General features: G+C 71.2%; 14 protein-coding genes and 1 pseudogene. 7 read left to right on the top strand and 8 right to left on the bottom strand.

From position 1 onward, the window contains the following. Window positions 1–258: 258 nt before the first annotated feature. A pseudogene (locus RM779_RS28265) lies at window positions 259–1,448 on the top strand (S8 family peptidase). 37 nt (window positions 1,449–1,485) lie between these two features. Here RM779_RS28265 and RM779_RS28260 read toward each other — a convergent pair. The 4 genes from RM779_RS28260 to RM779_RS28245 all read right to left on the bottom strand — a co-directional run bounded on the left by RM779_RS28260 (window position 1,486) and on the right by RM779_RS28245 (window position 6,843). Beyond that, the gene (locus RM779_RS28260) at window positions 1,486–2,733 is read right to left on the bottom strand and encodes a CynX/NimT family MFS transporter (protein WP_311620610.1); all 1,248 of its coding nucleotides are present in this window, start codon (window positions 2,731–2,733) and stop codon (window positions 1,486–1,488) included. Between the two features lie 86 nt (window positions 2,734–2,819). Beyond that, window positions 2,820–3,509: an HAD family hydrolase gene (locus RM779_RS28255; RefSeq protein WP_311620609.1), complete on the bottom strand. Its 690-nt coding sequence runs from the start codon at window positions 3,507–3,509 to the stop codon at window positions 2,820–2,822. A gap of 503 nt (window positions 3,510–4,012) precedes the next feature. Next, a complete protein-coding gene (locus tag RM779_RS28250; RefSeq protein WP_311620608.1) occupies window positions 4,013–5,113 on the bottom strand; it encodes a LacI family DNA-binding transcriptional regulator in 1,101 nt (366 codons plus the stop codon). A gap of 98 nt (window positions 5,114–5,211) precedes the next feature. After that, entirely contained in the window at window positions 5,212–6,843 is a 1,632-nt protein-coding gene (locus RM779_RS28245; protein WP_311620607.1) for a cellulose-binding domain-containing protein, read from the bottom strand. Between the two features lie 582 nt (window positions 6,844–7,425). Here RM779_RS28245 and RM779_RS28240 point away from each other — a divergent pair. Next, window positions 7,426–7,773 carry a DUF1330 domain-containing protein gene (locus RM779_RS28240; protein ID WP_311620606.1) on the top strand — a complete coding sequence of 116 codons (348 nt, stop codon included), beginning with the start codon at window positions 7,426–7,428 and terminating at the stop codon, window positions 7,771–7,773. Window positions 7,774–8,154: 381 nt separating this feature from the next. Further along, window positions 8,155–8,796, top strand: a complete 642-nt coding sequence (locus RM779_RS28235; RefSeq protein ID WP_311620605.1) for a histidine phosphatase family protein — start codon at window positions 8,155–8,157, stop codon at window positions 8,794–8,796. A gap of 53 nt (window positions 8,797–8,849) precedes the next feature. Here the strand turns inward: RM779_RS28235 and RM779_RS28230 are convergent, their stop codons facing one another. Continuing rightward, window positions 8,850–9,362 carry a DinB family protein gene (locus tag RM779_RS28230; RefSeq protein WP_311620604.1) on the bottom strand — a complete coding sequence of 171 codons (513 nt, stop codon included), beginning with the start codon at window positions 9,360–9,362 and terminating at the stop codon, window positions 8,850–8,852. A 159-nt stretch (window positions 9,363–9,521) separates the two neighbouring features. Beyond that, complete coding sequence (locus RM779_RS28225; RefSeq protein WP_311620603.1) at window positions 9,522–10,004, bottom strand: SgcJ/EcaC family oxidoreductase; 483 nt, start codon at window positions 10,002–10,004, stop codon at window positions 9,522–9,524. Window positions 10,005–10,729: 725 nt separating this feature from the next. Between RM779_RS28225 and RM779_RS28220 the strand changes: the two genes are divergently transcribed. Beyond that, window positions 10,730–13,108 carry a mediator of RNA polymerase II transcription subunit 8 family protein gene (locus RM779_RS28220; RefSeq protein WP_311620602.1) on the top strand — a complete coding sequence of 793 codons (2,379 nt, stop codon included), beginning with the start codon at window positions 10,730–10,732 and terminating at the stop codon, window positions 13,106–13,108. A 22-nt stretch (window positions 13,109–13,130) separates the two neighbouring features. On the opposite strand, the gene RM779_RS28215 is transcribed toward RM779_RS28220, so the two are convergent. Beyond that, window positions 13,131–13,571 (bottom strand): CoA-binding protein, encoded by a 441-nt coding sequence (locus RM779_RS28215; protein ID WP_311620627.1) that lies wholly within the window; start codon window positions 13,569–13,571, stop codon window positions 13,131–13,133. Between the two features lie 157 nt (window positions 13,572–13,728). Next, the gene (locus RM779_RS28210; protein WP_311620601.1) at window positions 13,729–14,304 is read right to left on the bottom strand and encodes a carbohydrate binding domain-containing protein; all 576 of its coding nucleotides are present in this window, start codon (window positions 14,302–14,304) and stop codon (window positions 13,729–13,731) included. A gap of 271 nt (window positions 14,305–14,575) precedes the next feature. On the opposite strand from RM779_RS28210, the gene RM779_RS28205 reads away from it, so the two are divergent. From RM779_RS28205 to RM779_RS28195, 3 genes are all read left to right on the top strand, one after another. Then, on the top strand, window positions 14,576–15,202 hold the full coding sequence (locus tag RM779_RS28205) for a YigZ family protein (protein WP_311620599.1): 627 nt from the start codon (window positions 14,576–14,578) through the stop codon (window positions 15,200–15,202). 137 nt (window positions 15,203–15,339) lie between these two features. Next, window positions 15,340–16,467: an LLM class flavin-dependent oxidoreductase gene (locus RM779_RS28200; protein ID WP_311620598.1), complete on the top strand. Its 1,128-nt coding sequence runs from the start codon at window positions 15,340–15,342 to the stop codon at window positions 16,465–16,467. Between the two features lie 50 nt (window positions 16,468–16,517). Next, a complete protein-coding gene (locus RM779_RS28195; protein ID WP_077062777.1) occupies window positions 16,518–17,141 on the top strand; it encodes an FMN reductase in 624 nt (207 codons plus the stop codon). Window positions 17,142–17,217: the final 76 nt, after the last annotated feature.

Here is a 17,217-nt window from a genome sequence, read left to right as displayed (position 1 = left end):
ACAACTCCGAGGTGACGCCGCATCTCGTTCCTCCCTGTTCTCCCGGACCGTTCCCGGGGCCTTGACCGCGGCGGGGAAACCGCGGGGACGGACGATACCCGAGCCCGGCCCGCCGGGCACGGCAATAACGAGCCCGGCGTGCACAACGCGCGCGGGGCGCGCCGGCCGCCTCGTGGCACTCACCGTTATCGTCACGTTACTTTGCGTGATGGGCGGGTGTGGCGCGGGCTTGCTCAAGTCGACGTCATGCCTACGCAGATGAAGCCTCGCGCCCTCGCCGCCGCCGCGGCTCTCCTGCTCCTCGCCGCCCTGTCCCCGGCCACCACCGCGACCGCGGACACCGAGCCCGCCCCGCCCGCGCCGCTGCGCCGGGCCGCGGACCCCGTCCCCGGCCAGTACATCGTCACCGTCAAGGACGGCGCCGCCCCCGCCACCGTGCTGCGGGACGCGGTCCCCGAGGTGGAGCGCTGTTCACCTACACCGCGGCCCTCAACGGCTTCGCGGCCCGGCTGAGCGCTGAGCAACTGGCCGCCGTGCGGGCGCAGCCGGACGTCGAGGCCGTCGAGGAGGACGGCATGGCCTCCGGCGACGAGCCCGCCGCCGACCCCGCCGCCGATCCCCTGGCCGCGGCGGCCAGTTGGGGCCTCGACCGCATCGACCAGCCCTACCTTCCGTTGAACCAGGAGTTCAACGTCGAGGGCACCGGCGCGGGCACCACCGTCTACGTGATCGACTCCGGTATCGACTTCGGGCACGCCGACTTCCAGGGCCGCGCCGTGCGCGGCTACGACGCGGTCGGCGACGGGCGCGACGGGGCCGACTGCGCCGGCCACGGCACGCACGTGGCGGGCACCGTCGGCGGCGCCACCTACGGGGTGGCGCGCGAGACGACGCTCGTCAGCGTCCGGGTCCTCGGCTGCGACAACAGGGGCGAGTGGTCGCAGATCATCGCGGGCTTCGACTGGGTCGCCCAGCACGCCCGGCAGCCCGCCGTGGCGAACGCCTCACTCGGCGGCGACCTGACCGAGAGCGTCAACGAGGCGGCCGACCGACTGGCCGACCGGGGCGTCCTGCCCGTGATCTCCGCGGGCAACGAGGGCGAGGACGCCTGCGACTACTCACCGGCAAGTGCCCGCGGGGCACTGACCGTCGGGGCGACGGACGCCGACGACCAGGAGACCGCGTTCAGCAACTTCGGCACCTGCCTCGACCTGTACGCCCCCGGACAGGCCATCATCTCCGCCAAGCTCGGCGGCGGCAGCACGGCGAAGAACGGCACCTCCATGTCCGCCCCCCACGTCAGCGGTGTCGCCGCGCTCCGCAAGGCGGCCGACCCGGACGCCACCCCCGCGCAGCTCACGGACTGGCTGATCGAGCAGTCCACGAAGGACGTCCTCGACGTCACCAAGACCTCCCCCGACCGCCTGCTGTCCACCGGCGGCCTGTGACCGTCCGGCCACGCCGCCGGCCGGGGCCGGGCGATCGTCAGCCGAGCTGCCGGTTGCGGCCGGCGAACACCCCCGCGAGCAGCTGCGCCACCATCAGCGCCGCCATGAAGACCAGCGGCACCTGCCAGTCGTCCGTCCGTTCATACAGCGCACCCACCAGAATCGGTCCCGGAATCGACATCAAATAGCCCACGCCCTGCGCGAATGCCGACAGCCGCGTCACGGTCGCGCCGTCCCGGCCGCGCATCCCGATCATGGTCAGCGCCAGCGGGAACGAGCAGTTGGCGACCCCGAGCAGCACGGCCCACAGCCACGGCACCGCCGAGGGGGCCGCCCACAGCCCCGCGTACCCGGCGAGACCGAAGACCGCGAGGACGACGGCGATACCGCTCTGGTGGCGCAGCCGCCCGGCGACGGCGGCCAGCGCGAAGGACAGCGGAACGCCGAGCACCGAGGTCACGGCGAACAGCAGCCCCGCGGACTCGGCGGAGAGCCCGGCATCGCGGAACATCGTCGGCAGCCAGCCGATGATGACGTAGGCGGCGGTCGCCTGAAGGCCGAAGTAGACGGCCAGCGCCCACGCCGTCGGACTGCGGCGCAACCGGACGTCGCGCCCCGCCGCGGCACCCGGCGCGCCCGGCACCCGCCCCGCGTCGGCCACGTCGCGGCGGCGCGCGAGGCGCAGCCAGGGCGGCACGGCGACGGCGGCCAGCAGCGCCCACGTGCCCAGGCCGATCCGCCAGTCGCCGTCGGCGACGTTCGCCAGCGGAACGGTCGCGGCGGCGGCACCGGACGCGCCGAGGTTCAGCGCCATCGAGTACAGCCCCGTCATGGCGCCGACCCGGTGCGGGAAACGCTGCTTGACCACGACCGGCAGCAGCACGTTGGCCACCGCGATACCGGCGAGCGCCAGCGCGCTCAGCGCGACGAACAGCGCGGTGGCGTGCGCGAAGGAACGCAGCACGAGCCCGGCCGTGATCGCCGCGAGCCCGGTGACGATGACGGCTTCCGCCCCGTACCTGCGGGCAAGACGGGGCGCGGCGAAGCCGATCAGCGCGAAACACACCGCCGGCAGGGAGACCAGCAGCCCGGCCAGGGTGGCGCTCATCCCCAGGGAAGCACGGGCCTCGTCCAGCACCGGGCCGAGGCTGGTGACCGCGGGACGGAGATTCAGCGCCGCCAGGATCAGCGCGGCGACGGCGAGCCGACGCGCCCAAGCGGCGGAAGGAGGCGCCGCCCGCCGCCGCGCGGCCCGGTCCGTGGCCACGGACTCCTCGTTCGACATCCGGGCATTCTAGATTCGAAGAACCGGCGCCCCGCAGGCCGCACGGAGCCGGCCGGCCCCGGGCCGGAACCGCACGTGCCCCGCGCTCACCATGCCGGCGCCGCGGGCCGACCGCGGCGGGCCGCGGCGAGATGTGCCAGGACATCGTCGAACGTGTCCGCGAGCCAGGTGGCCCCGGCCGCGCGCAACTGGCGCGCGCCGTGCACGCCGTAGGTGACGGCGATCGACCGCATGCCGCAAGCCTTGGCCATCAGCAGGTCATGCGTGGTGTCCCCCACCATCACCGCCTCTTCCGGCACGGCCCGCAACGCGCTCAGGACCGCGAGGCCGGTCTGCGGATGGGGTTTGGGGTGGGTGACCTGGTCGGCCCCGATCACGACGTCGAACTCGGCCCGCAACCCGGCCGCCGTCAGCAGCGCGTCCGCACCGGCGTGGAACTTGCTGGTCGCCACCGCCAGCCCCACCCCCTGCGCCCGCAGCGCGGCGAGGCCGGCGACCACGCCGGGAAACAGCAACTGCCCGGCCCTGGGCAGCACCAGCTCCGCGAAATATCGCTGATGCCGCCGGATCGCCTCGTCGATCTGCGCGTCCTCCGGCTCGTCCGGCAGCAGTTGCCCGAACGCCCGCTCCAGGGGAATGCCGATGGTCGCGCGCACCGCGGCCGGGTCGGGCCACTCCAGGCCCATGGAGTCGAAAACGGCCGTGAACGTGGCCACGATGCCGCGCGGCGTGTCGATCAGCGTGCCGTCGAGGTCGAAGACGGCGACCGCGGTCACCGTTCCCCCTCGGCGCAGGCCGCGCCCGCAAGGAGCGGCCGGGCCCCGTTCCCGGCGCCCGGCCGGGGCCGGCAAGCCGTCACGTCGGTCCGCTCCGCACGGCCGTCGCGGTCGCCCGCCGGTCCGCGGTCCCGCGGCTCCGCAGGAGATCCCACACCGTTCCCCGGCGGCGGTGGCATCGACCGGCGGTGGGGGAGTGCGGCGGGCCCGCGGATAATCGACGGGCCCGCGGAGGCGCTGAGCGTTGCGCGGTCAGGCCTCCGACGACGGATGCGGTCATGCGACGATTCCCCCCGGTGATCGGCAACGCCCCGGCGCCCGGCGACGACCGCGCGCTGCGCGCGCCGTCATTCGCGCTGGTGCCGCAAGATCGCAAAAAACGCTACCGGGCGGTCCGTGCCGGGGCAACAGGGCCTCGGCAGGATGGCGAATTCCGCCTTCCCGCCCCGCGAGGCAACGGCGGGGAACCGACCGGCGCCGCACGGGGAATACTCCCCGGCGCCTCACCGCTCCGTGAGAGGCCGACGGCTCCTGGACCGGTGCGGGGGGCGGCGCCCTGCGCCTCCGGACCTGGCGGGCGGGGCCGTGGAATCGCGCAGGATGATGCGGTTGAAATTCTCGATGTCCCTGGGGCCGATGGCCGGCTCGCCGCGCAGCAGGGCAAGCAACCGGCGCACCGCTTCGCGCCCCTGGCGCTCCCGGTCGACGGCGATGGTCGTCAGGGACGGCCGGAAGAAGCGGCTGAGCTCCAGATCGTCCCAGCCGAAGACGCTCACGTCCTGGGGCACGCGCACGCCGGCACTCTGCAAGCCGGTGATGACGCCGTACGCCACGTTGTCGGACGCGGCGAACACCGCGGTGGCCCCCGAGCCCGCGATGACCTCGGTCGCCGCGTGCCAGCCGGACTTCGCACTCCAGTCGCCCTCGACCACGGCCAGCGATTCGAGCCCCGACTCGGCGATGGTCGCCTCGTACACCGCCCGCCGGTCCCTGGCCGAGGGCCACTGCGGGTGTCCGGCGACGTGGACGAAGCGGCGGTGGCCCAACTCCGCCAGGTGACGCAGCATGTCGGCGGCCATCGAAGCCTCCGCGAACAGACCGAGCGACCGCATCTTGTCGTCGTACGCGCCGTCCACGACGATCGGCACCGGGAAGTCCGCCAGCGCCAGCCCGCCGAAGCTGTCCCCCAGCGACGTGAACGACAGGATGCCGTCGGTGCTCTCCGGCTGGAGCAGCGCCTCCAGCCGGGCGGCGCGCGCGGTGGCATCGCCCTCCAGGCTCACCACATCCAGCAGATACCCCGCCTCGTGCGCCGCGGCGGCCGCACCGCTGAGCACCCGCGTCGGCACCCGCCCGGTCAGACCGGGCAGGATCGCCGCGATCCGGTTCGACCGGCGGGTGCGCATCGTCCTGGCCGCCAGATTCGGCCGGTATCCCAGCTCCGCGACCGCCCGCGCCACCCTGCGGCTGGTCTCCGGACGCATGGTCGGGTCCTTGCGCAGGAAACGGGACACGGTCTGGTGCGACACCCCGGCCAGCCGGGCGACCTCGTGGATGGTCGGCCTCTTCCCGGCGCGTGAGCCCGCGGGCAGTCTGTCCACCATGCGCGTCACCCTATCCGCGCACCCGCGGGCGAAGACCCCGCCCCGGCGGGGGATACGGCGCCGGGGCGGGATCGTCGGCGGTGTGCGGCGGAGTCTGATCAGGAGGTGGCGCAGGTGATGTCGCCGGGCTCGGTCGCCGAGTTGCCGGTGGCGGTAAAGCCGAACGTGACGGTGCCATGGGGCGCGATGCTGCCGCTCCAGGGGGCATTGCGCACCGTCACGGTTCCGCCGGTCCCGGTCCGCTCGCCGTTCCAGAGGCTGCTGATGGACTGGCCGGCGGCAAGAGTCATGCTGACGGTCCAGCCGTTGATCGCGCCGCTGCCGTTGTTGCGCACCGACACCTGGCCCTGGAAGCCGCCGGACCAGCTGTTGATGGTCTGGTAGGTGGCGGTGCAGGCGTTCTCCGTGCCGCCGCCACCGGTGTCACCCCCCGTGTCGCCGCCCGTGTCGCCGCCGGTGCCGCCGTCGTCGGTCAGGCTCGGAGTCTGCCAGTCCCGCCACTCCGACAGGTTGCCGGACTTGCCGGCGGCGATCCTGAACGCGCCAGGAGTATCGCCCGTTCCCAGCAGGAACTTCTCGATGTGCTGCTGCAACGGGCCCCGCCATTCGTTCCTGGAGGCGCAGTGGTTGCCGTCCTGGACGTCGGACCAGTAGGTGATGTTGTCACCCGCGCCGAGCGCCTTGTAGACCTCCGCACCGCCCAGCGCCGCCACGCTCCCGGACCTGGCGCCCAGCCAGTCGATGTGCGGGTTCTCCATGATGAACAGCCCACGCGGCGCGACCATGGCCACGATTTCGTGCGTGTCCACCGGAAGCATGGCCGGATTGCCGGTGAAGGAGCCGAACGCGTCACCCAGCCAAGGCTGTTCCGAATAGGCACTGCTCAGCGGCTGCGAGCCGTTCTCCCCGGGAATGCCGCGGAAAATGGGGGCACCCGCGGTACCCGACTCGATCGGCATGGTCAGATCGATGCGCTGATCGAACGCACCGGCCACGAAAGCGCCCTTTCCGAACCGCGAGCATCCCGTGACGCCCGTGGCATCGGCCTGGAGGATGCTGCCGTCCGACTGCTCGATGACGTCGATGATCCGGCTCACCCCCCAGGACCAGGCCATCAGCAGCCCTGTGCTGCTCGACGAGCCGTAAATGCTGTAGAACGCGCCCTGCTTGTTGTTCCGCGGCGTTCCCTCGTTCCCCACCAGGTAGGGGTCGAAATTGATGACCGCGGCACCGGAGGCTTTGATGGTGCTGGTGTCCGCGCCGAATCCTCCGAGGACGACGACTGCCGGGAAGGGGCCCGGGCCACTCGGCAGGTCGACGCTCGCCGAGAAACTGGCATTCCTGCCCTGATCCGTCACGTTCACGGTGATGTTGGTCGTCGAGACCGTTCCCGTGACACTGTCGGGGCTTTCCGGCTTCTGGCCATAGACGGAGCCCTCCGCCAGTTCCCGGATCTCCGCCCGCCGGCACCGCCAGTCGGACGTGTCGGTGATGCGCGTACCGTCGATCCGCGTGAAGGGGTCGGGAAGCAGGGAGTTGGCCGTCGAGCCGCCCGGATCGGGCACCGGGCAGTCGGCGCCGTCGTCTTCATCGGCGGCTTGGACCTGCGGGGCGGCCCGCAGGCTGCCGGCGGTGCCGGTCTGAGCGGTGAGGGTGGTGGTTGCCAGGCTCGCGACGGCCACGAAGGCCACGGCTGCCCACACCCGGGGGCGATATCGATGGAAGCGCATGGGGACCTCCAGAGAGGAAGGCGGGCAGCACGTCGTATACCTGCCGGTGCCCGTCTGATAGTGGGGAGTGTGCCGGTCCGGCCCGGCGGAGGTGCCGTCGCGAACGCGGCGGCAGGGGAAAAGGTGTGCGCACGCCCAGGCCAGGGTGCTGTGCGGGCCACCAGGCGCCGGAACCGACCATTGGGAGCGCTCCCAGCGTAGGAATGGGCCCAGGGCATGACAACAGCGGTGCGCGAACCGCCGCAGGTTGGCCGTTCTGCTACTCCTGCCGACGCGTGTGACGCGGGCGACGACCGGGCGAAATGGCAGGAACCGGCCGCATCTGCCATCGTTTCCCGCTCTCATCGGTGAAAACTTCCAGCCACTTTCCGGTACGCGAGTCAGAATATTCCGGAATATTTATCGGCCGGGAGGTGGTCGCCGCCCGGAACGTGGCCTGCCCGGGCTGACGGCAGGGCACCCGCGCGGTGACGCCGCTCGCTCCAGCGTGCTCGACCGTCAGATCGTCGAGTTTCGTCGTGTCCGGGCGCGTTGGCGTGGCATGGTCGTCGGGTACGGAGCCCGACCGGCCGAAAGGACCCCATGCCCGCCTACGCCATAGCCCATCTCCAGGAGGCCGCCCCGCACCCGGAGATCGCCGAGTACATCGAGCGCATCGCCGGCACCTTCGAGCCGTACGGCGGCCGTTTCCTGGTGCACGTCACACAGCACGAGGTGAAGGAGGGCAGCTGGCCCGGGCACGTCGTGATGATCGGCTTCCCCGGGATCGCCGAGGCGCGGGCCTGGTGGGACTCTCCCGCGTACCAGGAGATCGCACCGCTGCGCTCGCGGCACATCAAGGGCGACATCATCCTGGTCGAGGGCGTCCCCGCGGACTACGACCCGACTGCCACCGCGAAGGCGATGCGGGACGCCCTGTCGGCCGGGTAGCCCCCGGGTCCGTACCGGGCCCGGGCGTGCCGCTGCCCGAGGCGTCGTTCGGGACCGGGCGGCCGTTCATGCCGAAGGCGGAGCGCTACGGCGGCATCGACCCGTTCTGTACCGGCCGCCGTGGCGCCGCACTCCTCCGCCAGGCGCTTGACGCCATCGCTTCCGGCGAGTCCTCCGGCGGCTGGGCCGAGGTCTTCACCGACCCGGCCGCTGCGCGGGCACCGTTGACCGCCTCGGATCGGCTCCGACTTCCACCGCTCCACCGCTCCACCGGTACCCCAGTCCGAGCCGAGAACCCCGTGCGACGACTCCGGGTTCCCCTGATGCACAGTTCGGACTCAAGTCAGGCAGGACGCGACCTGCTGGAAAGGCACGCACTTTATGCGCACTCTCTATGTCGTCACTCACCCGGAGGCGACGCACCACGTCGAGGGAGTCGTCGGCGGGTGGCATGATTCGCAGCTGACGCCCGCCGGCGTCCGCGCGGCGGCTTTTATCGCCCAGGCGCTGCGAGCCCAGGTCCCGGACGGCACCGAGGTGGAGCTGTTCTCGTCCGATCTCCAGCGCACCCGGCGGACGGCCGAGGAGGTCGCCGAGCTGTTCGGCGTCAAACCCGTTCTGGATCGCAGGCTGCGGGAGAAGTCCTACGGAAGCGCGGGGGGAAGGCCGCAGGAGTGGCTGGACCGGCGCTTCGTCCCGCCGCCGGCTGTCGGGGAGCGGCTGGAGCATGACGAGGGCGTGGCGGGGGCCGAGACCAAGGCGGCATGGGCGCGGCGCATCTACGCGGCCATGGACGACATCCTGCAGAGCCCGTGCGAACACCAGATCATCGTGACGCACGGCGGCTCCCTGACGTTCGTCGTGGCGTCCTGGATCAAGATGCCGATCGAGTCGGTCGGCTATGCCAGTTTCCGAGTGCCCTCCGGCAGCATCACCACGCTGCGCGAAGACGACTTCTTCCACAACCGCCAAGTCGTCAGCCTCGGCGACAGCCGCCATCTCGACTCCACCGCGGACGGCTGACGTCGGCCGGGTCATCCGCGGCCGTCCCGTTCCTCAGCGCCGTGTGCCCTGCGTCATCCCCGGTTGTGATCTCCGGTGAAACCGTCGATGGATTCGCGCAGAATGTCCGCGTGGCCCGCGTGCCGGGCGACTTCTTCGAGCATGTGGATCAGTGCCCAGCGCAGAGAAACGGTGGCGCCGTCGAAGAACGCGAACGCGGTGCCGGTGGCGTCGATGTCCAGGCTGTCGATCGCTCGGTCCGCGGCGGCCCGGGCGCGGGCGTAGAAGTCCAGGATGTCCTCGGCCGGCTCGTCAGCGGACACGTGCCAGTCGGACGCCTCGTCCCCTTCGACTTCGAAGGGGAGGGGGTCGCACTCGCGGCCGAAAGTCAGGCAGAACCAGCCGAGTTCCGCGCCGGCGAGATGCTTGAGCAGCCCGAGGAGGCTGGTGCCCGACGAGGCCACCGGGCGACGCAACTGATCGTCGTCGAGGCCCGCGAGCTTCCACAGCACCGCGTCGCGGTGCCGGTCAAGGGCGATGTGCAGGCTTTCCTTCTCGCCGCCGGTGAACGGCACGTGTGTGACCATGCTCCGACTCTATGGGCTGCGGCCCCAGGCGGCCCCGGCCGGCAACCCGCGAGACGCGAGGTGCCGGGCAGGATCGGGTCAGCGGCTCGCGAGGGCGTGGTCCGGTGCGGGCCGGCGGGTCGAGCGCTGTCCCGCCGACCTCCTCGGCCGACGCGGAGTTCAGCGGTCGGTGGTGGACCGGCGGAGTACCCGGCGCAGCTCGTCGGTGTGCTGCTCGACGCGTTCGGGGTGGCCGTGGTGCTGCGCCGGGGTGTTGTGGAACAGCACCACGCGCCACGCCCCGGACCGGTGCTCGGCAACCAGCGACTGGACGGCGTTCGCGGCCGGGTTCAAGTCGGTTCCGCCCGGCGGGACCATGCCGACGATGGCGCGCAGCAGGGCCACGCCCTCGGCCGGCACGCGCACCTCGCGCACCTGCCACACGTACGACGCGGTGGGGTGGTCCGCGAAGATCGGGGTCAGGTGGGCCTCGACCTCCGCGCCCGGTACCTGGCTGCCGTCGAACCCGATCAGCACGCCGTCGGGGGCGAACAGCGCCGCGTACGCCGGGGCGTCGCGCCGGTTCCACGCGCCGAGCAGGTCCTCGTACAGTGCCCGCACCGCCGCTTCGGCGGCGTCGTTCCGCGCAGTCGTCGCTGACATGTGCCTCATCATGCCACCGGGCCGGGCGCGCGACCGTCCGGGCGGGCCGCACGCGAACGCACGCGAGCACACGCGAGCACACGCGCCGAACGGCCCGTCTGCGGCGCCGTCGACGGGTCCGGATCTTCCGCGGTCCGGTGATCGGGCTGCTGTCGGTCGATCAGGGTCCGGCCGCGAAATTCCGGAAGCAATGCGGAAGTTTCCGACGCGGCTGCCCCTCCGGTGACGTCATCGGCCGCGACCGCCCGGACACGGCAACCGCCGAAGCCCCACCCGCGCGGCGGGGCCGGTCGGGAATCGGCGGGCACAGGCCCGAGCTTGCCGGTGTCCGGCGCGGGGGACAGTCGCCTTCCAGGCCACTCACCTCTCCAACCCGGCGCGCGCCGGGCGGTGTTGCCGAGAGGCTTGGCAGCCGGACGGTCGTCCGAGGCCACCGTGTCCGTTCGGCGCGGCGCGTGGCCCCCCTTCGGCGTCGGCAGCACCACGGCATATCGATGCATCGGCAAAACCGCGGAGAGCCTGTTGGCCCGCGCGGCGGCGGCCCGCGCGGTGTTGGTGATCCGGGGCCGAAAACGGCTCACCGCATCGGGCGTCGGATTCGCCGTGCGCAGGAGTGATCGTTGTCGGGAATGGGTGATCCTTCCGGTGATGACGCCGATGGGCGTGATTTCCTGCCCCGGACTGCTCGGAGCAAGCCACCTCACGACCGCAGGAAAGGCAGGAGCATGCCGAACGAGCCCGAGACCGATATCGACGCGGACGAATCGCTGCGAACGGACGAGGAGATGGAGAACGAGAGCGAGGAGGAGGTCGAATCGAATACCGAGACCTTCTATCAGCAATATGCGGCAGAGATCGAAGAGATGCGCAGGGCTCTCCAGCCGTTGCTCGACGACCTGGACGTGCGGTTCCAGGACACCATCGACCTGGACAACCTGGACGCCGAGCCGCAGCCGCTGGACGCGTCCACGGAAACCATCAACGGAGGCATGACCGATGAGCTGAAGCGCATGGTGGACGAGGCGGTCCGGCAACGGATGGACGACCTCGGACTCCAGAAGCGCAAGGGGAGGCTCTGGTCCCGGGTCAAAGGGTGGCAGTTCGCGCTCGCGGTGTGGGGCGCGCTGGGAGGGACGCTCACGGTCACGATGGCCGTGATCAATTTTGTGCTCGACCGGAAGAAGGCGGGCCGTGGGGAGGGGTTGCGGGGTGCCGGCCCGGGAGAAGGCTCCCAGCTGACTGACGAGCAGAAGGCGAAGGTCGAGGCGCAACTCGAACGCTGGTGGGCACTGGACGATGGTCAAGTGTGGGCCCGCGTAGCGGAGCAGGTGGACCGGCGGAATCCCTCGCTACAGGGTCAGATTCTTCTGCTGAGCACCATCAAACTGTTTGCGGCGGACCTGCCCGCACCCTTTGTCTGGGACAGCGCCGGGGACAAGGTGGCCGCCGTGAACAGCTGCGTGGCCGCATATAACTCCCCCGAGGCGGCGGCGAATTCACGATCGCGTGCACTGTACGACTTCGCGGGAGCCTACCGTTACCGGGGGGAGCCGATTCCCCGGCAGGTGATGGCCGACGTCGTCGAACTCGCGCTCTACCAGATCATCATCGCTCGCCCGAAATTGACCGGCCCACGCCTTCACTTCCCGGACCAGCCCCGCACCGTGGACGCACGCCTGTACGCCAGCAGATACCTCGGGCGGGCTCGGCGCGGCGAGCGGCCGCTCTACCGGCACAAGCCCCAACACCTCCGCGGCGTACTCACCCGCCGCACCGGCCGGCTTCCGGTGTTCAGCCCGGAGCAGGTCGAGGACTGGCTCAGGAAACTTCCGGACGACAGGCAGCAGCAGGTGCGCGCATCGATGGCAGCGGCGCTTCCGCAGTGGCGACGGAATTATCCGCTCCTGAGAGGGGAGGAGATCACAGAGGAGCGCATCACGGCACTCTCCGACCTGTGGAAGGGAAACGAGAAGTACACCCTGGTCTACACGCGCAACGCGGGCCCGGCGGCATTGGCAGTTGTGGCCCAGGGGTGTTCCGTCGACCCCGAAAGCGGCACTTACCAGTGTCTGGAACGATCAGCCGCTCCGACTCGCCCCGGGACCCCGGCAGTCGGTGACGGAACGCTGGATATCGTCGAGCAGTGCCTGAACACCCTTGGACAGATTGCGTTCACCTGCGGGCCCGAGGGGCAGGTGGTGGGCGCCGCTGCGCTCATCCTCAACACGATTCTGAGCGTCGGGTTCGGCCAAAGCCAGGTCAACCTCCCCAAGGTCATCGACGACATCATGAAACAGGACCTGGCGGAAGACCACATCTACCAGGACATGACGCACTTGCTCACCTACACGTCATGGATCGCCGAGCAGGCCGAAGCGGCGATCGAGAACGACTACGACTACAAACAAGGGCAGGCGTACGAGGAGACGCTCGTCGACATCAAGACCAGCGTGAAGAACGCCCTCGAACCCAACTTCCCGCTCCTCCAGACAATCAGTGATCTACAGAATGGTGAGTACCCGAGCGACCCCGAGTTCCAGCTCATGGCGCTGCCCGTGCTCCTCATGGGAATCTCGATCCATCTGCTCTACCTTCAGATCAGCATCTTGCTGTCCAACGACGCGACCACCTTCAAGTCCCCCGCGACCGTCTACCTGGTGAACGCGGCGAAGGACTACCTGGCTCACCTCCAGGACAAGGTCGGCACCATTTCGGACCGCTACGCCCAGCGGATGGACGCCTCGCATACCGCGATCGGGGAAACGACCTTCACTCACTGCGCGGGTATCCAGTGCGGAGACGAGCACATCATCTTCTTCCAGGACTGGAATACGTCTCAGTATCCACAGCGCGAGAGCCTGCCCCTGCCGGAATCCGGGGAAAGCAATCTTGTCTGGTACGCGTACTGCGACAGTGAAAAGGGCGGCGGCTGGGACTGTCCCTCGGGTGACGCCCAGTCCGCGTACACGGAATACTGGCAAGGAGTGGACACCGACTTCCGCAATCATTACAACTACAGCAGTAAGCGACAGGACGACCTCTCCCAGGCGATCGCGAGCGTTCAGGCGATCATCGACAGGTACGAGCCGCTGCTCGGCGGCTGACGCGGCCGGGGCGGCCCGGACTTCACTCCGTCTCGGGAAGCGGGCCGGCTGACCGGAAATGCGGGGAGTTCAGCTCGATCGCCGGGCAGCGGTCCATGACCATCTCCAGGCCCGCGGCGCGCGTGCGGCTGAAGGCGTCCTCGTCGATCACGTCGAGCTGGAACCAGACCGCCTTGGCGCCGATGGCCACCGCCTCGTCGGCCACCGCGCCCGCCAGTGAACTGTTGACGAAGACGTCCACGACGTCGACGGGGAACGGGATGGCGGACAGCGAGGGGTAGCCCGGTTCGCCGTGCACCGTCTCGGCCTTGGGGTGGACGGGCACGATCCGCTTGCCGAACCGCTGGAGCACCGCCGCGACGCCGTGGGCCGCGCGGCCGGGGTTCGAGGAAAGTCCCACGATGGCCCACGTGTCGCCGAGCTCGGTGAGGATCTTGCGGACGGTCGCCGGGTCGCCGTACATCATCTGCCTCCTGGGATACGAAGCCGTACCCGGTACAACCGGCTCCGCCGCACGAAATTCCTGGCACCGGCACCGGCACCGGCACCGGCACGGCTCCCCCCGGCGCGGAGCCGGGGGGAGCCGCCGGGCCGGGACGCAGCGGGCCCGGGTCTCGGCGCTACGCCTCGCCGTCGGTCAGCGAGACGTCGTCCAGGCAGAACGTGTACGGGTCGGCGCTCCCGCCGATCTGGAACGCGAGCTGGGCCGCCGGGTCGTCGGCGGTCGCGGTGAAGGTGTGCGTGATGGGCTCGGCCGTCTCGGTGAGCGCGTCCTGCGAGGTGAATTGCTGCTCGTAGGGCTCCACCGCCTCCTGCACGTTGACGGTGATGGTGGCCGCGACCGAGGCGCTCGCGGTGTAGGAGAGCGTGTACTCCTGGCCCGCGACCAGCGCGATGTCGTCCTGTCCGATGATCGCGTCCCAGGGATTGGTGGTGCCGCCCGGCACATCGGCGCACAGGACGCCGTCGACGACGGTGCCGGGGTTGTCCTCGGTCCACCACCAGGGGGCGCCGGTCGCGTCGGAGAAGTCGCCGTTGACGACCAGTTCCGCGGCCGCGGAGGGCGGCTCGGCCGAGAACGCGGGGCCCGCCAGGGCGCCGCCCAGGAGTGCGGCGGCGGCCACCGCGCCCAGGGCGCGGCGCCCTCCGCGGCGGGTGCGCGGCGTTCCCTCGGGCTCGTATGGCGCAGAAATCATGGTGCCATCCTTTCCGGTTGTTCCGCCGGTGTGGGGTGCGGAACGACCGCATGGGGGCTGATGGGGCTCCCTGTGGGGTGGGAGCGCTCCCATGCTCGGTCGGGCTCCGTTCGCCGTCAATGCGTCCGGGGCGTCACCCGGCGAAACATCCACGGAACCCGCGCGTTACCCGGCGGTGTGGCAGTCGCCGTGCGGGCGCGGCGGGGATTCCGGCGCGTTCCCGGGGGCCCGCGCCCGCTGCCCGCGCCGGGGGGTTGCGTAGGGTGACGGGATGCGCGACGGGTATGTGACGGTGGCGGGCGAGGGCGTGCACGAGACCGAGGTCAACAGGTCGCGGTTCCTGTGCGCGCTGGCCCCCGCGGCCACGGAGCAGGACGCGCAGGCGTTCATCGGCCGCGTCCGTGCCCTGCACCCCACGGCCTCGCACCACTGCTTCGCCTACGTCATCGGCGCCGACGCCGCGATCCAGAAGGCGGGCGACGACGGGGAGCCCGGGGGGACCGCGGGGCTTCCGATGCTCCAGATGCTGTTGCGCCGCGAGGTTCGATATGCCGTCGCGGTGGTCACTCGGTACTTCGGCGGCACGAAGCTGGGCGCCGGCGGCCTGATCAGGGCCTACGGCGGCGCCGTCGGGGCGGCGCTGGACGTGCTCGGCACCGTCACCAGGCGCCGGCTGCGGCTCGCGGTGGTCACCGTCGACCACGGGCGGGCGGGGCGGCTGGAGAACGACCTGCGGGCCACCGGCCGGGACGTCCGCGGGGTGACCTACGGCGCGGAGGTCGTCATCGAGGTGGGGCTGCCCGAGGCGGAGGCCGAAAGTTTCCGGGCCTGGCTGGCCGGGGTCACCGCCGGCGGGGCGCGGCTGGACCTCGGCGGCGAGACGTACGGCCCCGGCTGAACCCGGAGGCCGGAGGTGGGCCCGGGGTGCCGGGGGTGGCCGCGGGGCGCCGGGCCGGGCCCGAAGGGTCCGGAATAGCGGGCGGCGGTGCCGCGTTCAGCGGGTAGTTGAACAGTAAACTAAGCGAGGTGGGCACGATGCAGTTCGGAATCTTCACCGTCGGCGACGTCACCCCCGACCCGACCACGGGCCGGGCGCCGACCGAGCACGAACGGATCATGGCCATGGTCACGATCGCGCTGAAGGCCGAGGAGGTCGGCCTGGACGTCTTCGCCACCGGCGAGCACCACAACCCGCCGTTCGTGCCCTCCTCGCCCACCACCATGCTCGGGTGGATCGCCGCGCGCACCGAGCGGCTGCTCCTGTCGACCGCCACCACGCTGATCACCACGAACGACCCGGTCAAGATCGCCGAGGACTTCGCCATGCTCCAGCACCTGGCCGGCGGCCGGGTGGACGTGATGATGGGCCGCGGCAACACCGGGCCGGTCTACCCGTGGTTCGGCCAGGACATCCGCCAGGGCATCCCGCTGGCGATCGAGAACTACGCGCTGCTGCACAAGCTGTGGCGCGAGGACGTCGTGGACTGGGAGGGCCGCTTCCGCACTCCGCTCCAGGGCTTCACCTCGACGCCGCGGCCGCTGGACGGCGTCCCGCCGTTCGTCTGGCACGGCTCCATCCGCAGTCCCGAGATCGCCGAGCAGGCCGCGTACTACGGCGACGGATTCTTCGCGAACAACATCTTCTGGCCCAAGGAGCACTTCCAGCGGCTGATCAGCCTCTACCGCGAGCGTTACGCGCACTACGGGCACGGCAGCGCCGAGCAGGCGTACGTCGGGCTGGGCGGGCAGGTGTTCATGCGGAGGAACTCGCAGGACGCCGTGCGCGAGTTCCGCCCGTACTTCGACAACGCGCCGGTCTACGGCCACGGCCCCTCGCTTGAGGAGTTCACCGAGCAGACGCCGCTGACCGTCGGCAGCCCGCAGGAGGTCATCGAGAAGACCCTCACCTTCCGCGAGTCCTTCGGCGACTACCAGCGGCAGCTGTTCCTCATGGATCACGCCGGGCTGCCGCTGAAGACGGTGCTGGAGCAGCTCGACCTGCTCGGCGAGGAGGTGATCCCCGTGCTGCGCGAGGAGTTCGCCAAGGGGCGCCCCGCCGGCGTTCCCGGAGGGCCGACCCACGCGGACCGCGTGGCCGCCGCGGAGCGGGCCGCGGGCGACGACGACCGGGCGGCGTCCGCCGCCTTCGGGGCCAGGGCCTGACGGCCCGGCCCCGGCGACTGAGCAACCATGCGAGCGAGGAGGAGAAGACGATGACGACCCACGGGCTCGTGGTGGTCACGGCCGGCCTCGGCCGGCCCTCCGCCACCCGGCTGCTGGCCGACCGGCTGACGGAGGCGACCGGACGCCACCTGGCCGAGGCGGGCCGGGAGGTCGAGCCGACCGTGATCGAACTGCGGGAACTGGCCACCGACATCGCCGGGCACCTGGTCACCGGCTTCCCCGCGCCCGCGCTGCGCAGGGCACTCGACGCGGTCGGGAACGCGGACGGGCTCATCGCCGTCAGCCCGGTCTTCGCGGCCTCCTACAGCGGGCTGTTCAAGTCGTTCTTCGACCTCCTCGACCCCACCGTCCTCACCGGCAAGCCGGTGCTGATCGCCGCCACCGGCGGCACGCCCCGCCACTCCCTGGCCCTGGAGTACGCGCTGCGCCCGCTGTTCGTCTACCTGCACGCCACCGTCGTGCCCACCGGCGTGTTCGCCGCGGCGGACGACTGGGGCTCCGGCGCGAGCGCCGGCACGGACACCCTGCCCGCCCGCATCGACAGGGCCGCGGCGCAGCTGGCCGCGCTCCTGCCCGCCGCGGCGCGGCCGGCCGCGCCCGAGGAGCGGGTGGTCCCGTTCGAGCAGCAACTCGCCGCGCTGCGCCCGGACTGACCGGCCCAGGTCCTGCGGTCCGCCGACGCCCGGCCGGGCCGCTGTCGTACCCCGGTGGCACACTGAAACGCGTGAT

This window comes from Streptomyces johnsoniae (assembly GCF_031845565.1).
Taxonomy (GTDB): domain Bacteria; phylum Actinomycetota; class Actinomycetes; order Streptomycetales; family Streptomycetaceae; genus Streptomyces; species Streptomyces johnsoniae.
Note: the sequence above shows the minus strand (reverse complement) of the source record. Positions and strands in the feature narration are given on the sequence as shown.